Below are 22627 nucleotides of genomic sequence, written 5' to 3' on the forward strand. Positions count from 1 at the left end.
GTATTTAGATCTGATAAAATCAAAAATGAAATAATTACAGTCTTGATTCTTGGATCCTGATACAGAAAACAAAAGGCCCAACAAACGCTGAGCCTTTCGATACTATATATAAATTGAATCTATTCACCTAAATAGCTATGCAATACATTATCGTATACATTTTTAGCAGCAGGAACCTTACCGAAAGATTGTCCGTCGATAATCATTTCATCGTTTGTTGTTACCGTACCCAACAAAGTAAAGTCTACGCCGCTAGTCGACATGAATTCAACAAAAGCTTCCTGGTTTTCAGGTTTTACTGATACCACTACCCTGCCCTGTGCTTCACCGAACAAGTAAGCATCCTTACGGAAACCTTCTTCAGTTTCAACATTGAAACCAAATCCATTAGGCATAGCTGATTCTAACAAGGCGATAAACAAACCACCATCAGCCACATCATGAGCAGAATCAATTAAGCCTTCAACGATAAGTCCTTTAATTGACTGTTGCATATCAAACTCTTTATCCAAATTAAAATAAGGAGCAGGATATTTCTCAACTTTATGGTAAGAAGCCAGGTATTGAGAAGCCGCAATATCATTTTGCGCCTCACCAATCATGTAAATAAGATTGTCTTCAGCTTTGAAATCAAGCGTTGTTAACGTTTTCTTGTTATCAAGAATACCCAACATACCGATTGTTGGAGTCGGGAATACCGGCCCTTCATCTGATGATTGATTATAGAAACTCACGTTACCACCGGTAACAGGAGTATCAAACTTGGTACAAGCTGCACCCATACCTTTAATTGCACTTACAAACTGCCAGTAGATTTCAGGAATGTAAGGATTTCCGAAATTCAGACAGTTAGTTACTGCTACAGCTTCACCACCTGCACAAACAATGTTACGAGCAGCTTCGGCAACCGCAATACTACATCCAATTTCAGGATCAGCATATACATAACGAGAGTTACAATCAACGGTTAAAGCAAGTGCTTTATCGGTTCCACGAACATCAACAACACCTGCATCACTCGGACGGTTGGTAGTCATGTTCAAGGTACCAACCATGGAATCGTATTGGTTATATACCCAACGTTTTGAAGCAATATTTGGATGAGAGATCAAATGATCTGCAACCGCTTTCAAATCAGCAGGCTCCTGTATGTCTTCAATTTTAAACGCACGGTGTTCTGCCATGTAAGCAGGCTCGCGATATTCACGGTGATAAACAGGAGCTCCGCCACCTAGAACTAAATCATCAGCAGGAACATCAGCAACCAATTCACCATGCATGTAATATTCTAAACGCTTGGTATCGGTTACTTCACCAATAATAGCGCAGTTCAGGTCCCATTTATCAAAAATAGCCTCAACAACAGCTTCTTTTCCTTTTTCAACAACTATAAGCATACGCTCTTGTGATTCGGAAAGAAGAATTTCCCAAGGCTTCATATTTTCCTGACGAGTAGGAACTTTATCAAGATCGATGCGCATTCCGTGTTCACCCTTAGCAGACATTTCCGAATTTGAACAGATAATACCAGCTGCACCCATATCTTGCATACCGATAACCGCGCCTGATTTAATAACCTCTAGCGTTGCCTCTAATAAAAGTTTCTCTTGGAAAGGATCACCTACCTGAACGGAAGGCAAATCGTTTACTGAATCTTCAGTAATATCTTTTGATGCAAATGCAGCACCGTGTATACCATCTTTTCCCGTTGCAGAACCAACGATGTAAACTGGGTTTCCTACACCATATGAAGTAGCTGATACTGTTTCGCCAACTTTAACAATACCCGCCGACATTGCATTCACCAATGGATTAACGTTAAAGCTTTCGTCAAAGAAAACCTCGCCACCAACGGTAGGAATACCGAATGCATTACCATAATCGCCAATACCTTTAACAACACCTTTGACCAACCATTTTGTGCGATCCAAGTTAATATCACCAAATCGCAATGAGTTCAATTGTGCCACCGGACGAGCACCCATTGTAAAAATATCACGATTAATACCTCCAACACCTGTAGCTGCTCCTTGATAAGGCTCCAGCGCTGATGGATGATTATGTGACTCTATTTTAAAACAACAGGCTAAACCATCGCCAATATCAACCAAACCGGCATTTTCTTCACCAGCCTTTGCAAGCATACGGTGACCTTCTTTAGGCAAGGTTTTTAACCAAACAATAGAGTTTTTGTATGAACAATGTTCACTCCACATTACAGCAAAAACGCTTAGCTCGTTAAAATTCGGCGTACGTCCTAAAATTTCTTTAATCCTATCGAATTCTTCAGGTAAAAGACCTAGATCTTTTGCGGTTTCAACAGTAGTTAACTGATTTTCCAATGTTTTGAGGGTTTTAGAAAGAAAGTGCAAAGATAAAAAAAGATTTTAGGATGCTAAGGAAATCGAAAAAGAAGCTCAATTTCATTGGAGAGGTACCGAGAAATAGCAATTTTAAATTTTATACACCTGTGAAGTTTAAAATATTTTAACTAGTATTATAACTAATTACAAATCAATCCTAAACAGGCATTCATGTTTAAATATGAGAAAAAAATTTGGGGGTTAAAAATGTATGAAAATTGGTTTGAATATAAATCGAACGATAATTCAATATTTTCTCTCAATGCGTATTTACATATACGAGATAATTCGCACAAAAAAACCTTTCATTTAAAAAGAAACTCATATTCTGTTGAAAATATACTTAATGAAAGCGATGACCAGTTACTAGCGCGATTTTCAAAAACAAATAGATACCAAATAAAAAAGGCAATTAAGGAGGGTATAAATTGTTCCCAAGAGAATGACCTTCTTAAATTTGAAAACTTTTTCAATCAATTTGCCAAAGAAAAGCATCTACCAAAAGTAAGTGCCCGAAACTTAAAATCATTAGAACCAAATCTCACAATTAGCTTTGCTTGCCTAAACAACCATACGCTGGTAGCTCACAGTTATATTACAGACCAGGATTTAGGAATTGTAAGACTTTATCATTCGGCATCAAAAAGACTGGATGAAACTTATGAAAACTTAACAATAGGAATGGCAAACAAGCTTCTTCATTATAAGGATATGATTTTTTTTAAAGAGAATGGATTCAAAATATATGATTTTGGAGGGTATTATGAAAGCACGAATAAAAGCTTACAAGGAATCAATAGATTTAAATTATCGTTTGGAGGAGAAAAGGTAACCCATTCAAACTATTTTAGCCCAACATGTTTAGTTTTTCGCAAAACTTCTCAGATAATTGAAAAAGTAAAAAAACGAATAGCTTATCTACCTCATGTACCTTTTTAATAAGAGGTAGTAATGTATTAAAAGCACTCATTATATATATAAACACCCGAACTGCCTTCATTTATAACTTTCCTTAAAAACTAAAAAATTCAAAAAAGCATAACAATTTCTAATTTTTTAAGCCAAAAACTAGAAAGCATACATCATTACGAGTAACAATGTAACAAATTACCTCTTTTTGCCGCGAAAACAAAACAACAAAAAAGCATTTATTTAATAATAAAAAGACCGTTTTAAACATAAAAAACTACCAACATTTCATTATTTATGAATTTTATACCAAAAAAACACATGAAAAATTGAAAAATTTCAATTCAAAGACTTGCAATTGATACTTTTTGAATTATTTTTGCTCTATAAAGTAAAAAAACTAAAACACATACACATGTCGCTACTTCGTTTTAAAGCTTTGGAATCTGCAATGCGCAGACCAGCAGTAAAAGTTACACCACCTTCAACGAAAATTTCTGATTTTTATGGTGTCAATGTATTTGACAAAAGCAAAATGAAGGAGTTTCTTTCAAAAGAAGCTTTTCAAAGTGTTATGAGCTCAGTCGAATTAGGTATTCCTGTTGACAGAACAATGGCTGACCAAATTGCTGCTGGCTTAAAATCATGGTCAATGAGTAAAGGTGTAACTCACTACTCACACTGGTTCCAACCATTGACAGGCTCAACAGCCGAAAAACACGATTCATTCTTTGAGCCAACAGTAGATGGAAAATCGATTGAAAAATTTAGCGGTGATGCTTTAGTTCAACAAGAGCCTGATGCTTCATCGTTCCCTAACGGTGGTATCCGCTCAACTTTTGAGGCACGTGGTTATACTGCCTGGGATCCTTCATCTCCAGCATTTATCATGGAAAGTGGTTCAGGTTTAACATTATGTATCCCTACCGTTTTCGTTTCATATACAGGTGAAGCCCTTGACTTCAAAGCTCCTTTATTAAAAGCCTTAAACTCTTTAGATAAAGCTGCTACAGCGGTTTGTCAATATTTCGATAAAAGTGTAACTAAAGTAAATGCTTCATTAGGTATTGAACAAGAATACTTTGTTGTTGACGAAGACCTCTTTTACGCTCGTCCTGACTTAGTATCTACTGGTCGTACTTTATTTGGACATGAGTCGGCACGTAACCAACAATTAGAAGATCATTATTTCGGTTCAATTCCTGAGCGTGTTTATGCTTACATGCTTGATTTTGAAACCGAAGCTTTGAAATTGGGTATTCCTTTGAAAACTCGTCACAATGAGGTTGCCCCAGGACAGTTCGAATGTGCTCCAATTTATGAAGAAATCAACTTAGCTATTGACCACAACCAATTATTGATGGATTTGATGGATAAAGTTGCTCGTCGTCATAAACTAAAAGTTTTATTACATGAAAAACCTTTTGCAGGTGTAAATGGTTCGGGTAAACACAACAATTGGTCATTAATTACCAATACTGGTAAAAACCTATTATCACCTGGAAAAACCCCTAAAAACAACTTGATGTTCTTAACATTTTTTGTTAATACTATCAAAGCTGTTTATAATCATGCGGATCTTTTACGTTCATCAATCGCTTCAGTAAACAATGATCATCGTTTAGGTGCTAACGAAGCTCCTCCTGCAATCATTTCAATTTTCTTGGGTGAACAATTGAATGATGTTTTAGATGAGATCGAATCGTCGCATGTTGTTAATCGTAAGAAAAAAGAAATGTCGGGTGCATTAGGGTTAAATATTCCTAAAATCCCACAAATCTTATTAGATAACACTGACCGTAACCGTACTTCTCCGTTTGCGTTTACAGGAAATAAATTTGAATTCCGTGCAGTAGGTTCATCTGCTAACTCAGCTAATCCTATGACCGTATTGAATGCAATTGTTGCTGAACAGTTAAATCTTTTCAGACAAGATGTAGAGAAATTGGTTAAAAAAGGAGAGAAAAAAGATGTGGCAATCATGAAGATCATTCGTCAGTACATCAAAGAATCGAAGAACATTCGCTTTGAAGGTAATGGATACAGTGATGAATGGGCAGCTGAAGCTGAAAAACGTGGTCTTTCAAACATCAAAACTACTCCAAAAGCTCTTGATGTATTGATTAGCGAACAAACAGCCGAATTATACACTAAACAACATATTTTCACAGAGCGTGAGTTACATGCCCGTCATGAGATTTTCTTGGAAAATTACACCAAAAAAATTCAGATTGAATCACGTATCATGGGTGATTTAGTAACTAGCCAAATTATTCCGGTAGCGTTAAATTATCAAACTAAATTAGTTGAGAATGTACGTGGCTTGAAAGAACTTGGTTTAAATGGCACTTCAACTGATTCTCAAATGGCTACCATTACTCAAATTGCTGAACGTGTAAACATTATTCAGAAAGCAGTGAATGAGATGATTGAAGAGCGTAAAAAAGCAAACGCACTTACTGATGCGCGCGAAATGGCAATTGCTTATGACGAAAAAGTGAAATCATTCTTCGAAACGATTCGTTACAACGTTGATAAATTGGAATTAATCATTGACGACGCTCAATGGCCATTGCCTAAGTTCCGTGAATTATTATTCATTAAATAATTTATACTCCTTAATTTAAGTTAAAGGCTGCCTTTGGGCGGCCTTTTTAATGTTTTCCCAGTTCATTTAAAATCTAAAACGAACACCAAGCGTTAAACCTAATCCGCCAATGTTAATGTAAGAACGAAGATCCTTAGCCTTTTGATTAGGGTCAAAGTTTGGATTATTGATTGGCGGGATAGTACCAGGAATATATTCAGTATTTGATGAGGAAGTTACGGTTTTTTCATAATCAGTAAGTTTCATTCCAATCGGTAAATCATTTAACCCGATTTGAGTTACCTGGCCATTAGTAGTGTTTGTTCTGGTTTCGCTATACGCTGTAACCTCTTTATCCTTACTATTAACAGCAGCATTGTTGTATTCCATCTCCAAAAAAACTTTCACTTTATGTACAACCGGATAATTAAACCCTATTGCTCCTTGAAAACCCAATGAAGCTGTGGGATGAACTTTCTCTGTACGTGCAATTTCACGGGCAGTACCAGGAATGTTAACATTGTCGATAATATTGGTATTAATCTTCAAATAACCATATAGGGGAATAATAGCTCCAAAGCGGGCATAAGGTTGAATTTGCCCTACGTTACCTATACTAAATACCAAACTTGGTGCAAAAATCAAGGCACGAACATCGCCTGTGGCAACAGAATTAATTAAAGGAGGCCCATCTTGAATCACAATTACGTTCCTTCTCATTAATTGCGATTTTCCACCGAAATAATTTACATCTACCTGTAGGCCAAAATATTTTGTAAACATATAACCACCACTTAAACCGGCTCTCCACCCTTCACCGAAAGAACCGGTAATTGTAGATTCAGTATAATTAAGTACTTGGGCAGGATTTAAAGGGTCGCGTTCTTCATAATGATCACGCGGTTGAAAGGGTCCAACATTCGGAAATTCACCAGGAGTAATTTCAAAAAAATAGCTAACGCCAGTGCCTATGTACCAGCCACGGCCCTCAATAGGTTTGACATCATTTTCCTGTGCAAAAGCACTCGAACCAATTACAGTAAATAGCACGATAAAGAGTATAGTTCCTTTCATAAAGTTCAAGGTTGATTAAATTAAATTTAATCAATTTATTACGATAAAAGAACTGATTTAAAGGTTAAATTATTGATATGCAATAATTTACACGCAATAAATTATTAATAGAATTCTGAAACATTATCAGTTATTCATCAAAAATTAAATTGATAAAGTACTGATTCAGATTTCTATCATTAATCCTATCTTTGCGCCATGCAAACAGATGCCAGATACAATCAAAGAGGCGTTTCAGCTTCAAAGGAAGATGTCCATAACGCAATAAAAAATATCGATAAGGGAATTTTTCCTAAAGCATTTTGTAAGATAATTCCAGATATGCTTGGTGCTGATCCGGAATACTGCAACATCATGCACGCTGATGGTGCGGGAACCAAATCATCACTTGCTTATGTTTATTGGAAGCAAACAGGTGACATAAATGTTTGGAAAGGCATTGCTCAGGATGCGATCATCATGAATCTTGATGATTTACTTTGCATTGGTGCAACCGATAACATTCTGCTTTCATCAACAATAGGGCGTAACAAAAACCTTATCCCAGGAGAAGTAATTGCAGCCATCATCAATGGAACCGAAGAAATTTTAGCAGAGTTACGCAGCCACGGAATTAATATCTATTCAACAGGAGGCGAAACTGCCGATGTTGGAGATTTGGTGCGTACCATAATCGTAGATTCAACTGTAACCTGTCGGATGAAACGTGAGGATGTGATTTCAAACGATCGTATTCAAGCAGGAGATGTAATTGTTGGTTTATCTTCATCAGGAAAAGCTTCTTACGAAACGGAATATAATGGCGGTATGGGTAGCAATGGATTAACATCTGCTCGACATGACGTTTTTAATAAATCTATTGCCGAACAGTTTCCTGAAAGCTTTGACCCTGCTGTTCCGTATGATTTGGTGTTTTCAGGCGGAAAGAAACTTACCGATAAAATCGAGATTCCAGGTTTTGGACAAATCGATGCCGGAAAACTTGTACTCTCTCCTACTCGCACCTATGCTCCGGTAATTAAAATGATGCTGGAACAATACAGAAGTCAGATCCACGGAATGGTGCACTGTAGCGGAGGTGCTCAAACCAAAGTATTACATTTCATAGAAAACCTGCATGTAATTAAAGATAATCTATTCCCTATTCCTCCTTTGTTTAAACTAATTCATGAACAATCGGGAACTTCATGGGAAGAAATGTATAAAGTATTTAATATGGGGCATCGTATGGAATTATATGTGCCTGCAGCCATTGCTGAAGATTTAATTGGAATTAGCAAGGCTTTTGGAATCGATGCTCAAATTGTTGGTCGTGTAGAAGCTGCCGAGAAAGCACAAGTTACTGTTAAATCGGAATTTGGTGAATTCATTTATCAATAAAAAACAGATTAACGGATTAAGTTAGGTTATTCGAGACGGAAGCTTAAAGGGCAAAGAATAAAAGATTAATTCATACATCCTGAAAGTTATCTTTCTTTTAATATTACATAAAAAATCCCCTTGAAATTTTCAAGGGGATTTTTTTATGCTAGACTTGAACTATTTTTTAGCCTTCGTCATTCCTTTAACCGGAGTCGACGTACTAACCAGCTTCATTTCATTTACGATATGTGGAGCATCGCCTAATTTCTCAATACACCATAAAACATAACGAATATCGGCAACAATAGTACGTTTGTATTTCTTATCAAAAACAATATCACCTGACATAGCTTCCCAGTTTCCATCAAAAGCTAAACCGATCAATTCACCGTTTCCATTTAAAACAGGGCTACCAGAATTACCACCGGTAATGTCATTGTTGCTAATAAAAGCTACAACTAACTTACCATTTTTATCAGTAAATCTTCCGAAATCCTTTTTATTGTATAAGTCGATGTATTTCTTAGGAAGATCAAATTCAAAATCTCCAGGGTTGTATTTCTCCATAACTCCATCAATTGTGGTCACATAATTGTATGAAACTGCATCTTTTGGAGAATATGCCTGAACTTGACCGTACGTTAAACGCAAAGTTGAATTTGCATCAGGATACATGTTTTTAGTAGAATTCATTTCAAGGATTCCTTTAGCATACATCCTTCCTAATTCCTCATTTTTTCCATTGAAAGAATCTATGTACTTCGCATATTTATACCGATAATTTAGAATAAAACTATTTACGTAATTGTAAAGTGGATCGCTACTTAGGGCTTCCGACGTAGGATTTGCTAAGAATGCCATCGTTTTATCTTTAGATGCAAAAATTGACGTTGCAAAAACATCATCAGCAAACTTTTTGAAAGACGCTTCTGGGTCTGCTTCACCATATTTGCTCAAAATTTCATCGATCAAAGCAGGATGTTGATCCTTTGGAATATCTGTATAGAAAGCATACAGCTCACTTGCCAATATTTTCTTATCAGAAGGCAAATTAAATGATTTAAAGAAAGTAACAGCTTGATCTTTCAATCCTGTTGTTGATTTCGATATATCTGCGGCATTACCCATTCGTAACAATTGGTCAAGCGATGCAAATGTACGAGCAAATGAAACGGCACTAGATGCAAAAATCCCCTGGCTAATGTAAACCGGATGAGCAGCATAAGGAGAATACTGGGTATATGCTTTAGTCCAATCACTAAACAAGTCTGCATATTCAGCCTTGCCGGCAGCCCATTGTTGAAACTTAACTTCTTGAGCTTTCTTGTAATCAACTACTTTTAAGTGTTTAATCTGTTCGGTTTGGCCAATGTAATATTTCCAATAGTTAGCAATTTGAGCATACTGTGATGATAATAATAAACGTACGCTATCACTTTTATCCATTTGTTCTTTCCATGCTTTTAGGCGAATATCACGAAGCTTCACAATAGCAGGATTCACTTTATCAATTGCTAGTTGCACACCGTTTGATGATTCATAACGATTTGTACGTCCAGGGTATCCAAATACCATTGAAAAATCACCCTCTTTAACACCATTCATTGATACATTTAAGGCCTTTTTAGGTTTGAATGGAACGTTGTCTTTGGCAAAAGTTGCAGGTTTATTTTCTTTATTAGCATAAATACGAAACACTGAAAAATCGCCGGTATGGCGAGGCCAAACCCAGTTATCAGTATCTCCACCATATTTACCAACCGATTGAGGAGGTGCTCCTACTAGACGAATATCAGTATACTTCTGCATAACAAACAAAAAGTATTGGTTGCCTTTGAACATATCCTTAACGAAAGTGTCATAGCTAGTGCCTTCAGCAGCTTTTTTAGCGATTTCTTTACTAACCTCAGCAATTTTAGAAGCACGTTGAGTGGCATCAACACCTTTTAAAGCGGCATTAACTTGGTCGGTAACATCTTCCATACGTACTAAGAAAGATACCCACATTCCTTCAATAGGTTTTTCTTCAGCTTGGGTTTTAGCATACCATCCATTATCCAAAATATTATCCTGAGGAGTTGAATTAGCAGCAATTGCTTCATAACCACAGTGGTGATTAGTTAACAACAAACCTTGTTGAGAAACAACTTCACCAGTACAGCCACCATTAAACCATACAATGGCATCTTTCAAACTGGCATTATTAACATCATAAATGTCTTTAGGAGTAAGTTTAAAACCCTGCTTTTTCATCTCATCATAGTTTTTATGAATGAGCATAGGAAGCCACATCCCCTCATCTGCTTTTACTTCATTGCCTAAAACAATGAACGTAAGAACAAGTAGTAATAATTTCTTAAAGTTCATGATTAATTTTTTTTTTGAAAGGTGAAAATTAAGGTTTTTTAATAAGAGCATAGCTATGTGGCAACTTTTTTACAATGAAAAACGCCTCTGATAAATCAGGGGCGTTTGCTCTAAAAACAGCTAGTGCTTGTATTTAAAATGTTTAGAACATCAAGTTTCATGTTTTATATGAGTTTTCATATACTCATCAACAGAAAGAGGACCCGAACCATATATAAAATAGAATATGAGAAGGAATAACACCAAAATTGACAACCATAATTCGGAATTGATGGCATCAAAACCATGCGTTATGTTAACAAAAAATACGGCGCCAAATAACACTGGCAATTGAAACGCAACTGCCATTCGAGTTACTAAACCACAAGCAATTAGTATACCGCCAACCAAATGAGCAAAAGCTACATAATGAATAATAAAAACGGGCACATATTTGAAATGAGCACCCATTAATTCTTGCAAAGGCCCTGTATCACCAATAAATGAAATACCTTTTATAAAAATAAACACCCCTAAGGCTATACGAATAACATCAAGCCACATGGTATGGTGGGTATCGCCCCAATGTTCTGCTTTTTGTACAAGATTCATAATTTTTTCCTTTACATAAGTATAAATCAATATAACATTATTATATCTGAAAATCAATAGGTTAAATTCATTAAACTATAAACAATCTTATTTGAGTTCTCCAATGAGTTTTCGATTAATAGATTTTGCCTAATTGCGTTTTCCAACATCTATTTCGAGCTTAATATTAGATAAATAACTAATAAACAAGGCATTGTAAACGTTTATAAACATTAATTTAACCTGATTTTTCAGAACATTTAAGAGGATAGGGGCATTTCTTTTCCTTATTTGCTACATTTGCAAACCATTAAAAAAAACAAAACTAAACATGAATTACGACGTAATTGTAATTGGAAGCGGTCCTGGTGGGTACGTTACCGCCATTAGAGCTTCGCAGTTAGGATTAAAAACTGCTGTTGTTGAAGCCGAAAATCTTGGCGGCATTTGCCTAAACTGGGGTTGTATCCCAACAAAAGCTTTATTAAAAAGCGCTCAAGTATTCGAATATATAAATCATGCTGCTGATTATGGCATTAAGGTAAACGGCTCAGAAGCTGATTTTACATCAATTATAAAACGTAGTCGTGGTGTTGCTGACGGAATGAGTAAAGGAATTCAATTCCTGATGAAAAAAAACAAAATCGACGTACTTAACGGCTGGGGAAAAATAAAAAAAGGTGGCGTAGTTGAAGTTAAGGGAACCGATGGAAAAACCGTTGAATATACTGCTAAAAACACTATTCTTGCTACTGGAGCGCGTTCACGTGAATTACCTAATTTACCGCAAGATGGCAAAAAAGTCATAGGTTATCGTCAGGCAATGAGTCTTGAAAAACAGCCTAAATCAATGGTTGTAGTTGGATCAGGTGCTATTGGTGTTGAGTTTGCCTATTTCTATAATTCATTAGGTACAAAAGTTACGATTGTTGAATACTTACCTAATATAGTTCCGGTAGAAGATGAAGATGTTTCGAAAGCATTAGAACGCAGCTTTAAAAAATCAGGCATCACGATTATGAACAACTCTTCAGTTGAATCGGTTGATACAAGCGGTGAACTTTGCAAAGTAAATATCAAAACAACTACTGGCATGCAAGTAATTGAGGCTGAGGTTGTACTTTCTGCTGTTGGTATTACTCCTAATATTGAGAACATTGGCCTAGAAGAAGTAGGGGTGAAAACCGACAAAGGCCGTGTTGTGGTTGATAATTTTTATCGTACTAATGTTCCAGGTGTTTTTGCAATCGGAGATATCGTTCAAGGTCAGGCATTAGCTCACGTTGCTTCTGCTGAAGGTATTATTTGCGTAGAAAACATCGCAGGTCACCACCCAGAACCATTAGATTATAATAACATCCCGGGTTGTACTTACTGCACTCCTGAAATTGCGTCTGTTGGCTATACTGAAAAAGCTGCAAAAGAAGCTGGATACGAAGTTAAAGTGGGTAAATTCCCATTCTCAGCCTCAGGAAAAGCAAGTGCGGCGGGTGTTAAAGACGGCTTTGTAAAAGTAATCTTTGATGCAAAGTATGGAGAGTTCCTGGGATGCCATATGATTGGTACTAATGTTACTGAAATGATCGCTGAAGCCGTAGTAGCACGTAAGTTGGAAACAACCGGAATGGAAGTTCTTAAAGCAGTACACCCTCATCCAACAATGAGCGAAGCTATGATGGAAGCTACTGCTGATGCGTACGGCGAAGTAATACATTTATAATTTTAGGATATTCAATTAATCAAAAAAATAAGAGGGGTGAATGCTTATTCATCCCTCTTATTTTTTGGTTAAACCACACTACCAAAGAAGTCATATTTTCCATTTCCATCTTCACTATTAAGTTTCCTAATTCATTAAATTCGCAACATGAAGCTACACACAATCAATACCGGTTTTTTTAAATTAGATGGAGGTGCCATGTTTGGGGTAGTACCTAAAACCATCTGGCAAAAAACAAATCCTGCCGATAATAACAACCTTTGTACCTGGGCAATGCGATGCTTGCTGATTGAAGATGGGAATCGGTTGATTCTGGTAGATACCGGTATTGGAAATAAACAAAATGAAAAGTTTTTTAGCCATTACTTTTTGCATGGTAATGATACCTTGGATAGCTCATTAAAAAGCATAGGTTTCTCAAAAGATGATATAACCGACGTTTTCTTAACCCATTTGCATTTTGATCACTGCGGCGGTTCAATTGTTCGTGATGGAGACAAACTTGTGCCTGCTTTTAAAAATGCAACCTTTTGGAGTAATGAGGCGCATTGGGATTGGGCAGTTTATCCGAATGAACGCGAAAAGGCTTCCTTTTTAAAAGAGAATATTACACCAATAAAAGAAAGTGGCCAGCTAAAATTTATTGAAACTCAGGATGGAGTTTCATTTACAGAGCATATCAAAATTCGGTTCATGCATGGTCATACGGATGCCATGATGCTTCCACAGATTCAGTATAAAGACAAGACACTGGTGTATTGTGCTGACTTATTACCATCAGTTGGTCATCTACCTCTACCCTATGTTATGAGTTACGATACCCGACCATTAGAAACCCTGAAAGAAAAAAAGGCTTTTTTGGAAGAAGCACAAATCAACAATTATGTACTCTATTTTGAACACGATTCTATTAATGAATGTTGCACATTAGAGATGACTGAAAAAGGAATTAGAGCTGCAGAAACATTTAATCTAAACGAATTATAAACCTTGAAATTGAAATAGATTATATTTCTGTTATTTTAATCAACTCTAAATCAAAACATTAATTTATTTTATTGAAATTTATTTATTCAAACTTTCTAACTCAATATTTGTTTATACCTTTGCACCTCTAAAATTTGGAATAACACTTGCAGCTAAAACAATTAGCTTTTTTTTAGATAACTTCTTGATTTTGTGAGCGTAATGACCCCTAAGCGAATATTACTAAGTTACTTAAACTTATTAAATAGTTATTTATTTTCAAATTATTAAAACATTATTGCGCTCCGCTCGTATAAATTGTAATTGATATATAAATATCATTTAAACTCCTAACAAATTAAAATTCACTTAATATTAAATAATGAGACAGCTAAAGATCACTCAATCAATTACCAACCGAGAAAGCCAATCTTTAGACAAGTACTTACATGAAATTGGAAAAGTTGACCTTATTAATGCAGAAGAAGAGGTTATTCTTGCCCAAAAAATCAGAGAAGGTGATCAAGCAGCTTTAGAAAGACTGACCAAAACAAATTTACGTTTTGTGGTATCTGTTGCAAAACAATATCAGAATCAGGGGCTAACCTTAGGTGATCTTATTAACGAGGGAAACCTCGGACTTATCAAAGCAGCTAAGCGCTTTGATGAAACAAAAGGTTTTAAGTTTATTTCTTACGCAGTTTGGTGGATTCGCCAATCTATCCTTCAGGCCATCGCAGAACAAAGTCGTATTGTTCGTTTACCATTGAACCAGGTAGGTTCATTAAGCAAAATCAGTAAAGCTTATTCAAAACTAGAACAAGAATACGAACGTGAGCCATCTCCTGAAGAATTAGCAGATATTCTTGAAACTACTGTCGACAAAATTTCTGACACACTGAGCAACTCAGGTCGTCATGTATCAATGGATGCTCCTTTCGTACAAGGAGAAGAAAACACACTTTTAGATGTTTTGGAGAACAATGACACTCCGAATACTGATAGTATGTTGATTAACGAATCACTATCTGAAGAAATTAAACGATCACTTTCAACTCTTACTGAACGTGAACGTGAAATCATCACACTATTCTTCGGTTTAGGAACTAATCATCCGTTATCACTTGAAGAAATTGGTGAAAAATTCAATCTTACTCGTGAGCGTGTTCGTCAAATTAAAGATAAAGCTTTACAGCGTTTACGCCATACATCAAGAAGTAAAATTCTGAAATCTTATCTTGGATAAGAAGAAATGATATTCTAGCTAAAGTCCTGAGTTACTCTCAGGACTTTTTTTATTTTTGTCCCACCAAATATTCAATAACCCTATTTACAAATTATGAAGCAAAAATATGAGTCGGAGCTCAATGCTTGGATCCAAAAGGAGAAAAAGGCATTAGAGCTGATCACCATTGTGGGCAAGTTGTGGTACGACAAGTCAATCGAACTGGTTATTTACCGCAAACCTTTGATTGATACAGGTTCGAGCGAAATCCTCAAACACCATTTGTATGCCCAAGAGATCTCTCAAAAACCCATTACAATTGACGAAACTCTTGGACTTGCAAAAGAGATTGAAAAGTTAGAAATGGCTCCTTCTCGAATTGATCTTGGTCGTTTAGCCGATGAATGGACCGAAGAAAAGAAATGGTTTTCTACCATGGGAGGTTTTATCAAAGCAAAACTGGCTTCGCATATTGGCAAGGACAAAATAGGGTTGCAACCAAAAGACGTCGTATTATACGGTTTTGGACGTATCGGTCGAATTGCGGCCCGGGAATTAATTTTACAAGCTGGAAAAGGTGAACAATTACGTTTACGTGCCATAGTAACTCGAAGCTATAGTGATGAGGATTTAATAAAACGTGCAGAATTATTGCGTAACGACTCTGTCCACGGTCCTTTTACGGGTACTATTGTTGAAAACTTTGAACAACAAGCATTAATCATCAATGGTCAAACAGTAAAAATGATTGTTGCAAAAGATCCTTCCGATGTGGATTACACCACTTACGACATTCATGATGCCTTATTAATTGACAATACAGGTATTGCGCGTGATCGCGAAGGCTTGAGTAAACACCTGAAATCAAAAGGCATTAGCAAAGTATTATTGACAGCTCCGGGTAAAGGCGATGTGCCTAATATCGTTTTCGGGGTGAATGGTAATGATCATGTGGCTGACGAAGCAATTTTCTCGGCGGCTTCATGTACTACCAATGCTATTGTTCCGGTTTTAAAAATCGTGAGCGATAAATTTTGTATTGAAAAAGGACATATTGAAACAGTACACTCGTATACTAACGATCAAAATTTACTGGACAATTTCCATAAAAAATACCGTCGAGGCCGTTCAGCTGCATTAAATATGGTAATCACTGAAACGGGTGCCGATAAAGCCGTAGCTAAAGTATTACCTGTATTAGCAGGCAAATTAACTGGAAATGCGGTACGTGTACCAACTCCGAACGTTTCATTGGCCATTCTTAACCTTACATTAGATAAAGCGGTAAGCAAAGAGGAGATCAACCAAATATTGAAACATGAATCATTACATGGTGAATTAGTTGAACAAGTTGAATTCTCCATCTCAAATGAATCAGTATCAAGTGATATGATTGGAAATTCACACTCTTCAATCGTTGACGGTCCAGCAACTATCGTTTCTAAAGATGGTAAATCAGTTGTCTTGTACGTTTGGTACGATAACGAATACGGTTACACTCGTCAGGTAATTCGTTTAGCAAAATCTTTAGCAGGAGTTATTCGTCTGACATATTACTAGTTTACTGTATTTGAAATAGCGATTTGCGTATTGAGAACTCAATATAAAATAACAAAGCCTTTCAGAAATTTCTGAAAGGCTTTGTTATTTTAGCAAAATGTCTACACTAAAAAAACTAAAAGTCTACTTTCTTTTTTATAGGAATTTCTTTCTCTGGAATATTCTCATGACAATGTTAATTGTAATTCTTGCTAAAACTAATAACATCGACAAATATTCCTGTTTACAAGCTTTTCTCTGGATAAAGCTAGGCATACTTCTCGTTACCATTTACATGTTTTCTTCATTTAAGAATCACGTATTTTATTTTTATTATAATTTGGGATTGAGCAAAACTCAACTGTTTATTTCATCATTTTTTATGGACATGTTTATTTCACTTCCAATTTTAATATTATTATGCAGATGAATACATTAGAAATAGATAGTGTAAATTTAAGTTTCGGAGAAAGAAGGATTCTGTCCGATATTTATATAAAAATTGAAACAGGAACAATAACCGGATTAATGGGAAGAAATGGCTCTGGAAAATCATGTCTACTGAAAATTATTTTGGGTACACTTAAGCCTTATTATTCTTCAATAAGAATTAACTCAGTAGTCCTTCAAAAATTGTATCAACATCCGGGATTAATTACCTACATACCTCAGTTTGATACTTTACCATCTCATCTGAACACCGATACACTGATTAAATATCTAAATTGTACAGAGGATGTCTATATGATAGAAATAGTAAATCAGCTATTAAAAACAAAAATAAGTAAGATGTCGGGCGGACAAAGACGCATGATCCAAACCTTGCTTTTGCTTCATACGAAGTCAAGATTTATTTTATTGGATGAACCGTTCTCTCATCTATCACCGGTACAAACGGAAAAAATAAGCGAAATTATTAAAGAAAAATCTGCTCAAAAAGGCATTCTAATTACTGATCATCTGTATAATGAGATTATGGCAATTAGTGATAAACTTGTGCTATTGCAAAATGGAAAAACTTACACTATTAACTCAAAAGAGGATTTAGTTGACAGAGGATACCTCAATTTTGCCTAATTCTCATAACAAAGCCTTTCAGAACTTACAGAAAGACTTTGTTATAAAATCAAACCTAAATCCTAAACCCTTTAGCCTAATATTCAGGCTGAACAGGTTTATTTCTGAGAATATTCTCAATACTATTCATCACTTTGTCAGTTAGTTTTGGTACAATTTCCAAAGCACCCAGATTTTGTTTCAGTTGATCAACTTTTGATGCTCCTAAAATCACGGTACTCACATTTGGATTTTTAAGACACCAAGCCAATCCTAATTGAGCCATTGGAACTCCCAATTTATCAGCGAATTGTCCTAATCGCTTCGCTTTTTCAATACGATCTTTGGCAAGCGTTCGGTTTTTCAACCAATCCATTCCTTCAATAAACAAGCGTGTATCTTTCGGATCGGCATTATTATACTTTCCTGAAAGCAATCCTGAAGCAAGTGGCGACCATATTGTTGTTCCCATGCCAAACTCCCTGAATAACATGCGATATTCCTTTTCCATCTTTTCTCGCTCAAACATATTGTATTGAGGCTGTTCCATCAAAGGGCCAATCAATCCGTTTTTTGCTGCATAGTAGTGCGCAATAGCAATCTCGACCCCACTCCATTCGGAAGTTCCCCAGTACAAAATCTTTCCTTGTTGTATCAAGGTATTCATCGCTTCTACTGTTTCTTCTATTGGGGTATTTTTGTCGGGACGATGGCAGAAAAACAAATCCAAGTAATCAACATGTAAACGTTTTATAGCTGCTTCACACGCTTCAAAAATATGCTTACGCGACAATCCGCGTTGATTAGGTAAATCCTTCTCCCAACCAAAAAATACCTTACTGGATACAATGTATGAACTGCGCGACCAATCTTTTGATTTTAAAATTTTCCCCAGAACTTCTTCGGCCTTACCCCGCGCATAGATCTCAGCACCGTCAAAAAAGTTTACACCTGCATCGTAAGCAATACTAAGCAACTTATCAGCGGTTTTATCATCAATTTGTTTACCGAAAGTGAGCCATGTTCCAAATGACAGGGCGCTTACCTGTAACCCTGACTTTCCTAATCTCCTGTATTCCATATTTTTTTTGATTTTAAATTATGAATGTTGAATTATAAATAGATTTAATGTTTTACATGCGTTTTATCAAAACTAATGTTATTCCTAACAAAACAGAAGTCTTATTGCATGTCTTTATTTGAATTTAGGAAAGAATGTTTTCTGAAAGATCTATATCTTTAAACCCATTTTGGATGCGATAAAGTAACCTATGAAAATGGACTATCGGGTTATATGTATTTCATAGATAACCCAATAACTAATAACGAATTTAAATGAAGTTAACGCGATTAGAGATAAGAGGATTTAAAAGTTTTGGTGATAAGATTACAATCAATTTTGACGAGGGAGTAACAGCCATTGTTGGCCCAAATGGTTGCGGCAAATCAAATGTGGTGGATGCTATTCGTTGGGTTCTAGGCGAACAAAGTGCTAAATACCTCCGTTCAGAAAAGATGGAAAATATCATCTTTAACGGAACCCGTTCACGAAAGCCAAGCAACCTTGCTGAGGTGTCGTTAACCTTTGATAATACCAAAAATATCCTGCCTACAGACTTTAGTCAGGTTACTATTACGCGCAAACTTTACAGAACGGGCGAAAGTGAATACCGATTAAATGAAGTAACCTGCCGGTTAAAAGACATTACCGATTTATTTTTAGATACTGGTATTGGTCCTGATTCCTATTCGATTATTGAGTTAAAAATGATCGAAGAAATGCTCAATAACAAAGACGGATCACGTCGTAACCTGTTTGAAGAAGCATCAGGAATTTCAAAATATAAAATCCGCAAGAAACAAACCTTCAATAAACTTCGTGATACAGAAGCTGATTTGAATCGTGTTGAAGATATTCTTTTCGAAATCGAGAAACAACTTAAAACACTTGAGTATCAAGCTAAAAAAACCGAACGATATTATCGATTAAAAGATCAATACAAGGAGCTTAGCACTCAACTGGCTACTTTCCGCATTCATACCTTTAAAACATCGTTTGATGATCTGGAAAAACACGAAATCAGACATACGGATGAAAAAATGGCTTTCCAAGCTGAAAGTGATAAAGTAGAGGCTCGACTGCAGGAAGAAAAAACACTGAATTTAATCAAGGAAAAAAATCTCTCCATACAACAAAAAGCCACGAATGATTATGTTAATGGCATTCGTCAGTATGAAAATGAGAAGAAAGTTAAAAACGAACAACTTAAATTTCTACAAGAAAAAGAAAGCCGACTTTCATCTGAACTGACAAATGATCGCAGTTGGTTGGACAATGCGAAAGAAACCCTAGTTCAACTGGAGGAGAGCCGTGCGATTGAATCCGAAAGAATGGATGCTATCCAAAAAATTCTGAATGAATTAAAATTTGAGTTAGAAGATAAAAAAACGGAACAGGATGAACTCAAAACCCAGGTTGACAGCTTAACGGCAAAAGGCCGCAGCCTGCAGGATGAAGTTTATAAAATTGAGAAAGAACGCGACATTCTTGAAATCCAAAGTGAATCCTTGCAACAGGAATTAAATCGAAACGCTAATGATACGCAAACCAAGCAGCTGGAGTTAGATGAGTTTAATACGGCCATTAAACAAGCGCAGGAGATTTATTCGGCTAAAGAACAAGAATTAAACACAGCGGTTGCTGATGAAGAAACGCTTCAGCAAACCATAAAAGATATTGAAGTTGATCTTCAGCAAACTAAAGATCGGATTTCGCAGGAAGGACGTACACTCGACGCCAAACAGAATGAATACAACCTAACCAAAAGTTTGGTTGATAATCTGGAAGGTTATCCTGAATCCATAAAATTCTTGCGTAAGAATGCAAGTTGGGCTAAAAATGCTCCGCTCCTATCCGATGTATTTTTCTGTAAAGAAGAGTATCGTATTGCCATTGAAAATTACCTTGAACCTTACATGAATTATTATGTGGTTCAAAATCATGAAGAGGCATTAACGGCCATTAAATTATTGAGTGACGCGGCCCGCGGTCGTGCAAACTTCTTTGTTTTGGACGCTTTTGCCAATTATGAAGAAAAAGAAACAAGCGCTGCTCCTGATAACTGTATCCCTGCCCTTTCGATCATAGATTCGGAAGATAAATACCGTAAGCTTTGTTCTTTTCTACTGAACAATGTATTCATGGCCGAAAAGGAGGAGGAAAACACTATCAAGGCTAATTCCGGTTCAGATCTTGTTTTGCTGAGTAAATCGGGCAAGTATGCAAAAGCTCGTTTCAGCATGGCTGGCGGATCGGTTGGTTTATTCGAAGGTAAACGTATTGGTCGGGCAAAAAATCTTGAGGTTTTACAAAAAGACATCAACAAACTTCAATCACTAATCGCAGAATTAAAAAACAAAACCGAGTTACTGGTTGAAGAGTTGCAAAAACTTAAAGCAAGCACTAAAACGAGTTTAATTAATCAACTGCGTCAGGAAATCAATAAACTTAATAGCGAATTAATTACACTGGAAGCCCGTCAAGAGCAGCATCGCACCTTTATCAGTAATTCCAATCTACGTAGAGAAGATATTGAGCTGAAGATTAACAGCTATACCAAACAATTGGCTGAAATTAATCCTCAAATTGAAGAATTGCTTGCGCAACGTGAAGACACTTTAAAACGCTTGAACACCCAACAGTATGAGTTTAACATCCTAAACGAAACGGTTACTAAATACGCTAGCAACTTTAATCAACAAAACATCAATTTCCATCAGCAGCAAAATAAATTATCGGTGATTTTGAAGGATGTTGAGTATAAATCCAATCAGCAACGTACCGCCCAAGAGCGTATCGAAAAAAACAGCATCGAGTTAAGTGAAGCAAAGGCAAAAATTTCTGTCTTACTGCAAACAACCGATGACAATGACGATGGTTTATTGGCCATGTACGAACAGAAAGATGCGATGGAAAAAGCCTTAAACGAGGCTGAAGAAGATTACTATAAATCGAAAGGTCAAATTAATGAGTTGGAAAGTTTAATCAATGAGCTGCGCCGTAAAAAGGATAATGTGGAAACGCTGGTAAATCAGTACCGTGAAAAGAAAACCCAGTTGATGATTGAGATAAATTCCATGAAAGAGCGTCTTTCTGTAGAATTCGGTATCGACATCGAAGATTTAAGTGATAGCGTACTTCCTGAAGAACCTGAAGATGAACTGAAACAACGAAATGACAAGGTTAAAAATCAGCTGGATAATTTTGGAGCGATCAATCCAATGGCGATGGAAGCCTATAATGAAATGAATGAGCGTTTTCTATTTATCCTAGCCCAGAAAAAGGATCTGATTGATGCGAAAAACTCATTGATGGAAACCATTACTGAAATTGACAATACTGCTAAAACACAGTTTTTTGACGCATTTACGCAAATCAGAAATAACTTCCAGAAGGTATTCCGTTCACTGTTTAATGAAGAAGACTCTTGTGATTTGATTCTTGCCGATCCTAATGATCCATTGGAATCTGATATCGAAATTATCGCCCGTCCTAAAGGTAAACGCCCACTAACGATCAATCAGCTTTCAGGAGGGGAAAAAACACTTACCGCTACGGCTATTCTTTTCTCGTTGTACCTATTGAAACCTGCTCCGTTCTGTATTTTTGACGAGGTAGATGCTCCGCTTGACGATACCAATATTGATAAGTTCAATAACATCATCCGCAAATTCTCAGACCAAAGTCAGTTCATCATTGTATCGCACAATAAGCGTACAATTGCCAGCACTGATGTAATTTATGGAGTAACAATGGTTGAACAAGGTATCTCGCGTGTTGTGCCGGTAGATATGCGTTCAGTAGAAGTTGATAATGTAGCATAGGTTAA

14 protein-coding genes are annotated in these 22627 nt (G+C 36.3%); 9 read left to right on the forward strand and 5 right to left on the reverse strand.

Translation table 11 applies throughout. The features are described from left to right. Positions 1 to 119: 119 nt before the first annotated feature. Positions 120 to 2342 carry a phosphoribosylformylglycinamidine synthase subunit PurL gene (gene purL, locus FN756_RS05045; RefSeq protein WP_142602017.1) on the reverse strand — a complete coding sequence of 741 codons (2223 nt, stop codon included), beginning with the start codon at positions 2340 to 2342 and terminating at the stop codon, positions 120 to 122. A gap of 192 nt (positions 2343 to 2534) precedes the next feature. On the opposite strand from purL, the gene FN756_RS05050 reads away from it, so the two are divergent. Further along, entirely contained in the window at positions 2535 to 3302 is a 768-nt protein-coding gene (locus FN756_RS05050; protein ID WP_142602018.1) for a hypothetical protein, read from the forward strand. Positions 3303 to 3687: 385 nt separating this feature from the next. Then, the gene (locus FN756_RS05055) at positions 3688 to 5880 is read left to right on the forward strand and encodes a glutamine synthetase III family protein (RefSeq protein WP_142602020.1); all 2193 of its coding nucleotides are present in this window, start codon (positions 3688 to 3690) and stop codon (positions 5878 to 5880) included. A gap of 66 nt (positions 5881 to 5946) precedes the next feature. On the opposite strand, the gene FN756_RS05060 is transcribed toward FN756_RS05055, so the two are convergent. Further along, positions 5947 to 6933, reverse strand: a complete 987-nt coding sequence (locus FN756_RS05060) for an outer membrane beta-barrel protein (protein WP_142602022.1) — start codon at positions 6931 to 6933, stop codon at positions 5947 to 5949. Between the two features lie 198 nt (positions 6934 to 7131). Here FN756_RS05060 and FN756_RS05065 point away from each other — a divergent pair, with 198 nt between their 5' ends. Then, positions 7132 to 8313, forward strand: coding sequence for an AIR synthase related protein (locus FN756_RS05065; protein ID WP_142602024.1), 1182 nt, complete (start codon positions 7132 to 7134; stop codon positions 8311 to 8313). A gap of 159 nt (positions 8314 to 8472) precedes the next feature. Here FN756_RS05065 and FN756_RS05070 read toward each other — a convergent pair whose 3' ends face one another. Together FN756_RS05070 and FN756_RS05075 are read right to left on the reverse strand one after the other, a co-directional pair. Continuing rightward, positions 8473 to 10662 (reverse strand): S46 family peptidase, encoded by a 2190-nt coding sequence (locus FN756_RS05070; protein ID WP_142602025.1) that lies wholly within the window; start codon positions 10660 to 10662, stop codon positions 8473 to 8475. Between the two features lie 150 nt (positions 10663 to 10812). After that, positions 10813 to 11253, reverse strand: coding sequence for a DoxX family protein (locus tag FN756_RS05075; RefSeq protein WP_142602027.1), 441 nt, complete (start codon positions 11251 to 11253; stop codon positions 10813 to 10815). A 310-nt stretch (positions 11254 to 11563) separates the two neighbouring features. Here FN756_RS05075 and lpdA point away from each other — a divergent pair, with 310 nt between their 5' ends. The 5 genes from lpdA (at position 11564) to FN756_RS05100 (ending at position 17759) form a co-directional block, all read left to right on the forward strand. Next, complete coding sequence (lpdA, locus tag FN756_RS05080; protein ID WP_142602029.1) at positions 11564 to 12952, forward strand: dihydrolipoyl dehydrogenase; 1389 nt, start codon at positions 11564 to 11566, stop codon at positions 12950 to 12952. A gap of 147 nt (positions 12953 to 13099) precedes the next feature. Then, the gene (locus tag FN756_RS05085) at positions 13100 to 13939 is read left to right on the forward strand and encodes an MBL fold metallo-hydrolase (RefSeq protein WP_142602031.1); all 840 of its coding nucleotides are present in this window, start codon (positions 13100 to 13102) and stop codon (positions 13937 to 13939) included. 361 nt (positions 13940 to 14300) lie between these two features. Further along, positions 14301 to 15164, forward strand: coding sequence for a sigma-70 family RNA polymerase sigma factor (locus tag FN756_RS05090; protein ID WP_142602033.1), 864 nt, complete (start codon positions 14301 to 14303; stop codon positions 15162 to 15164). Between the two features lie 93 nt (positions 15165 to 15257). Further along, the gene (locus FN756_RS05095) at positions 15258 to 16703 is read left to right on the forward strand and encodes a glyceraldehyde-3-phosphate dehydrogenase (RefSeq protein WP_142602035.1); all 1446 of its coding nucleotides are present in this window, start codon (positions 15258 to 15260) and stop codon (positions 16701 to 16703) included. A 405-nt stretch (positions 16704 to 17108) separates the two neighbouring features. Then, complete coding sequence (locus FN756_RS05100; protein ID WP_185955183.1) at positions 17109 to 17759, forward strand: ATP-binding cassette domain-containing protein; 651 nt, start codon at positions 17109 to 17111, stop codon at positions 17757 to 17759. A 76-nt stretch (positions 17760 to 17835) separates the two neighbouring features. On the opposite strand, the gene FN756_RS05105 is transcribed toward FN756_RS05100, so the two are convergent. Continuing rightward, entirely contained in the window at positions 17836 to 18819 is a 984-nt protein-coding gene (locus FN756_RS05105) for a potassium channel beta subunit family protein (protein ID WP_142602038.1), read from the reverse strand. Between the two features lie 254 nt (positions 18820 to 19073). On the opposite strand from FN756_RS05105, the gene smc reads away from it, so the two are divergent. Next, the gene (gene smc / locus FN756_RS05110) at positions 19074 to 22622 is read left to right on the forward strand and encodes a chromosome segregation protein SMC (protein WP_142602040.1); all 3549 of its coding nucleotides are present in this window, start codon (positions 19074 to 19076) and stop codon (positions 22620 to 22622) included. Positions 22623 to 22627: the final 5 nt, after the last annotated feature.

Origin of the sequence: Solitalea koreensis, from assembly GCF_900182575.1 — a bacterium.
Classification (GTDB): Bacteria; Bacteroidota; Bacteroidia; order Sphingobacteriales; family Sphingobacteriaceae; genus Solitalea; species Solitalea koreensis.

Excerpts from the sequence above, each read along its gene's own strand:
- FN756_RS05055 (WP_142602020.1), top strand. The coding sequence starts at position 3,688 with ATGTCGCTACTTCGTTTTAAAGCTTTGGAATCTGCAATGCGCAGACCA.
- FN756_RS05100 (WP_185955183.1), top strand. The coding sequence starts at position 17,109 with ATGAATACATTAGAAATAGATAGTGTAAATTTAAGTTTCGGAGAAAGA.
- FN756_RS05060 (WP_142602022.1), bottom strand. The coding sequence starts at position 6,933 with ATGAAAGGAACTATACTCTTTATCGTGCTATTTACTGTAATTGGTTCG.
- FN756_RS05075 (WP_142602027.1), bottom strand. The coding sequence starts at position 11,253 with ATGAATCTTGTACAAAAAGCAGAACATTGGGGCGATACCCACCATACC.
- FN756_RS05090 (WP_142602033.1), top strand. The coding sequence starts at position 14,301 with ATGAGACAGCTAAAGATCACTCAATCAATTACCAACCGAGAAAGCCAA.
- FN756_RS05070 (WP_142602025.1), bottom strand. The coding sequence starts at position 10,662 with ATGAACTTTAAGAAATTATTACTACTTGTTCTTACGTTCATTGTTTTA.
- FN756_RS05085 (WP_142602031.1), top strand. The coding sequence starts at position 13,100 with ATGAAGCTACACACAATCAATACCGGTTTTTTTAAATTAGATGGAGGT.
- smc (WP_142602040.1), top strand. The coding sequence starts at position 19,074 with ATGAAGTTAACGCGATTAGAGATAAGAGGATTTAAAAGTTTTGGTGAT.
- lpdA (WP_142602029.1), top strand. The coding sequence starts at position 11,564 with ATGAATTACGACGTAATTGTAATTGGAAGCGGTCCTGGTGGGTACGTT.
- FN756_RS05105 (WP_142602038.1), bottom strand. The coding sequence starts at position 18,819 with ATGGAATACAGGAGATTAGGAAAGTCAGGGTTACAGGTAAGCGCCCTG.
- FN756_RS05065 (WP_142602024.1), top strand. The coding sequence starts at position 7,132 with ATGCAAACAGATGCCAGATACAATCAAAGAGGCGTTTCAGCTTCAAAG.
- FN756_RS05050 (WP_142602018.1), top strand. The coding sequence starts at position 2,535 with ATGTTTAAATATGAGAAAAAAATTTGGGGGTTAAAAATGTATGAAAAT.
- FN756_RS05095 (WP_142602035.1), top strand. The coding sequence starts at position 15,258 with ATGAAGCAAAAATATGAGTCGGAGCTCAATGCTTGGATCCAAAAGGAG.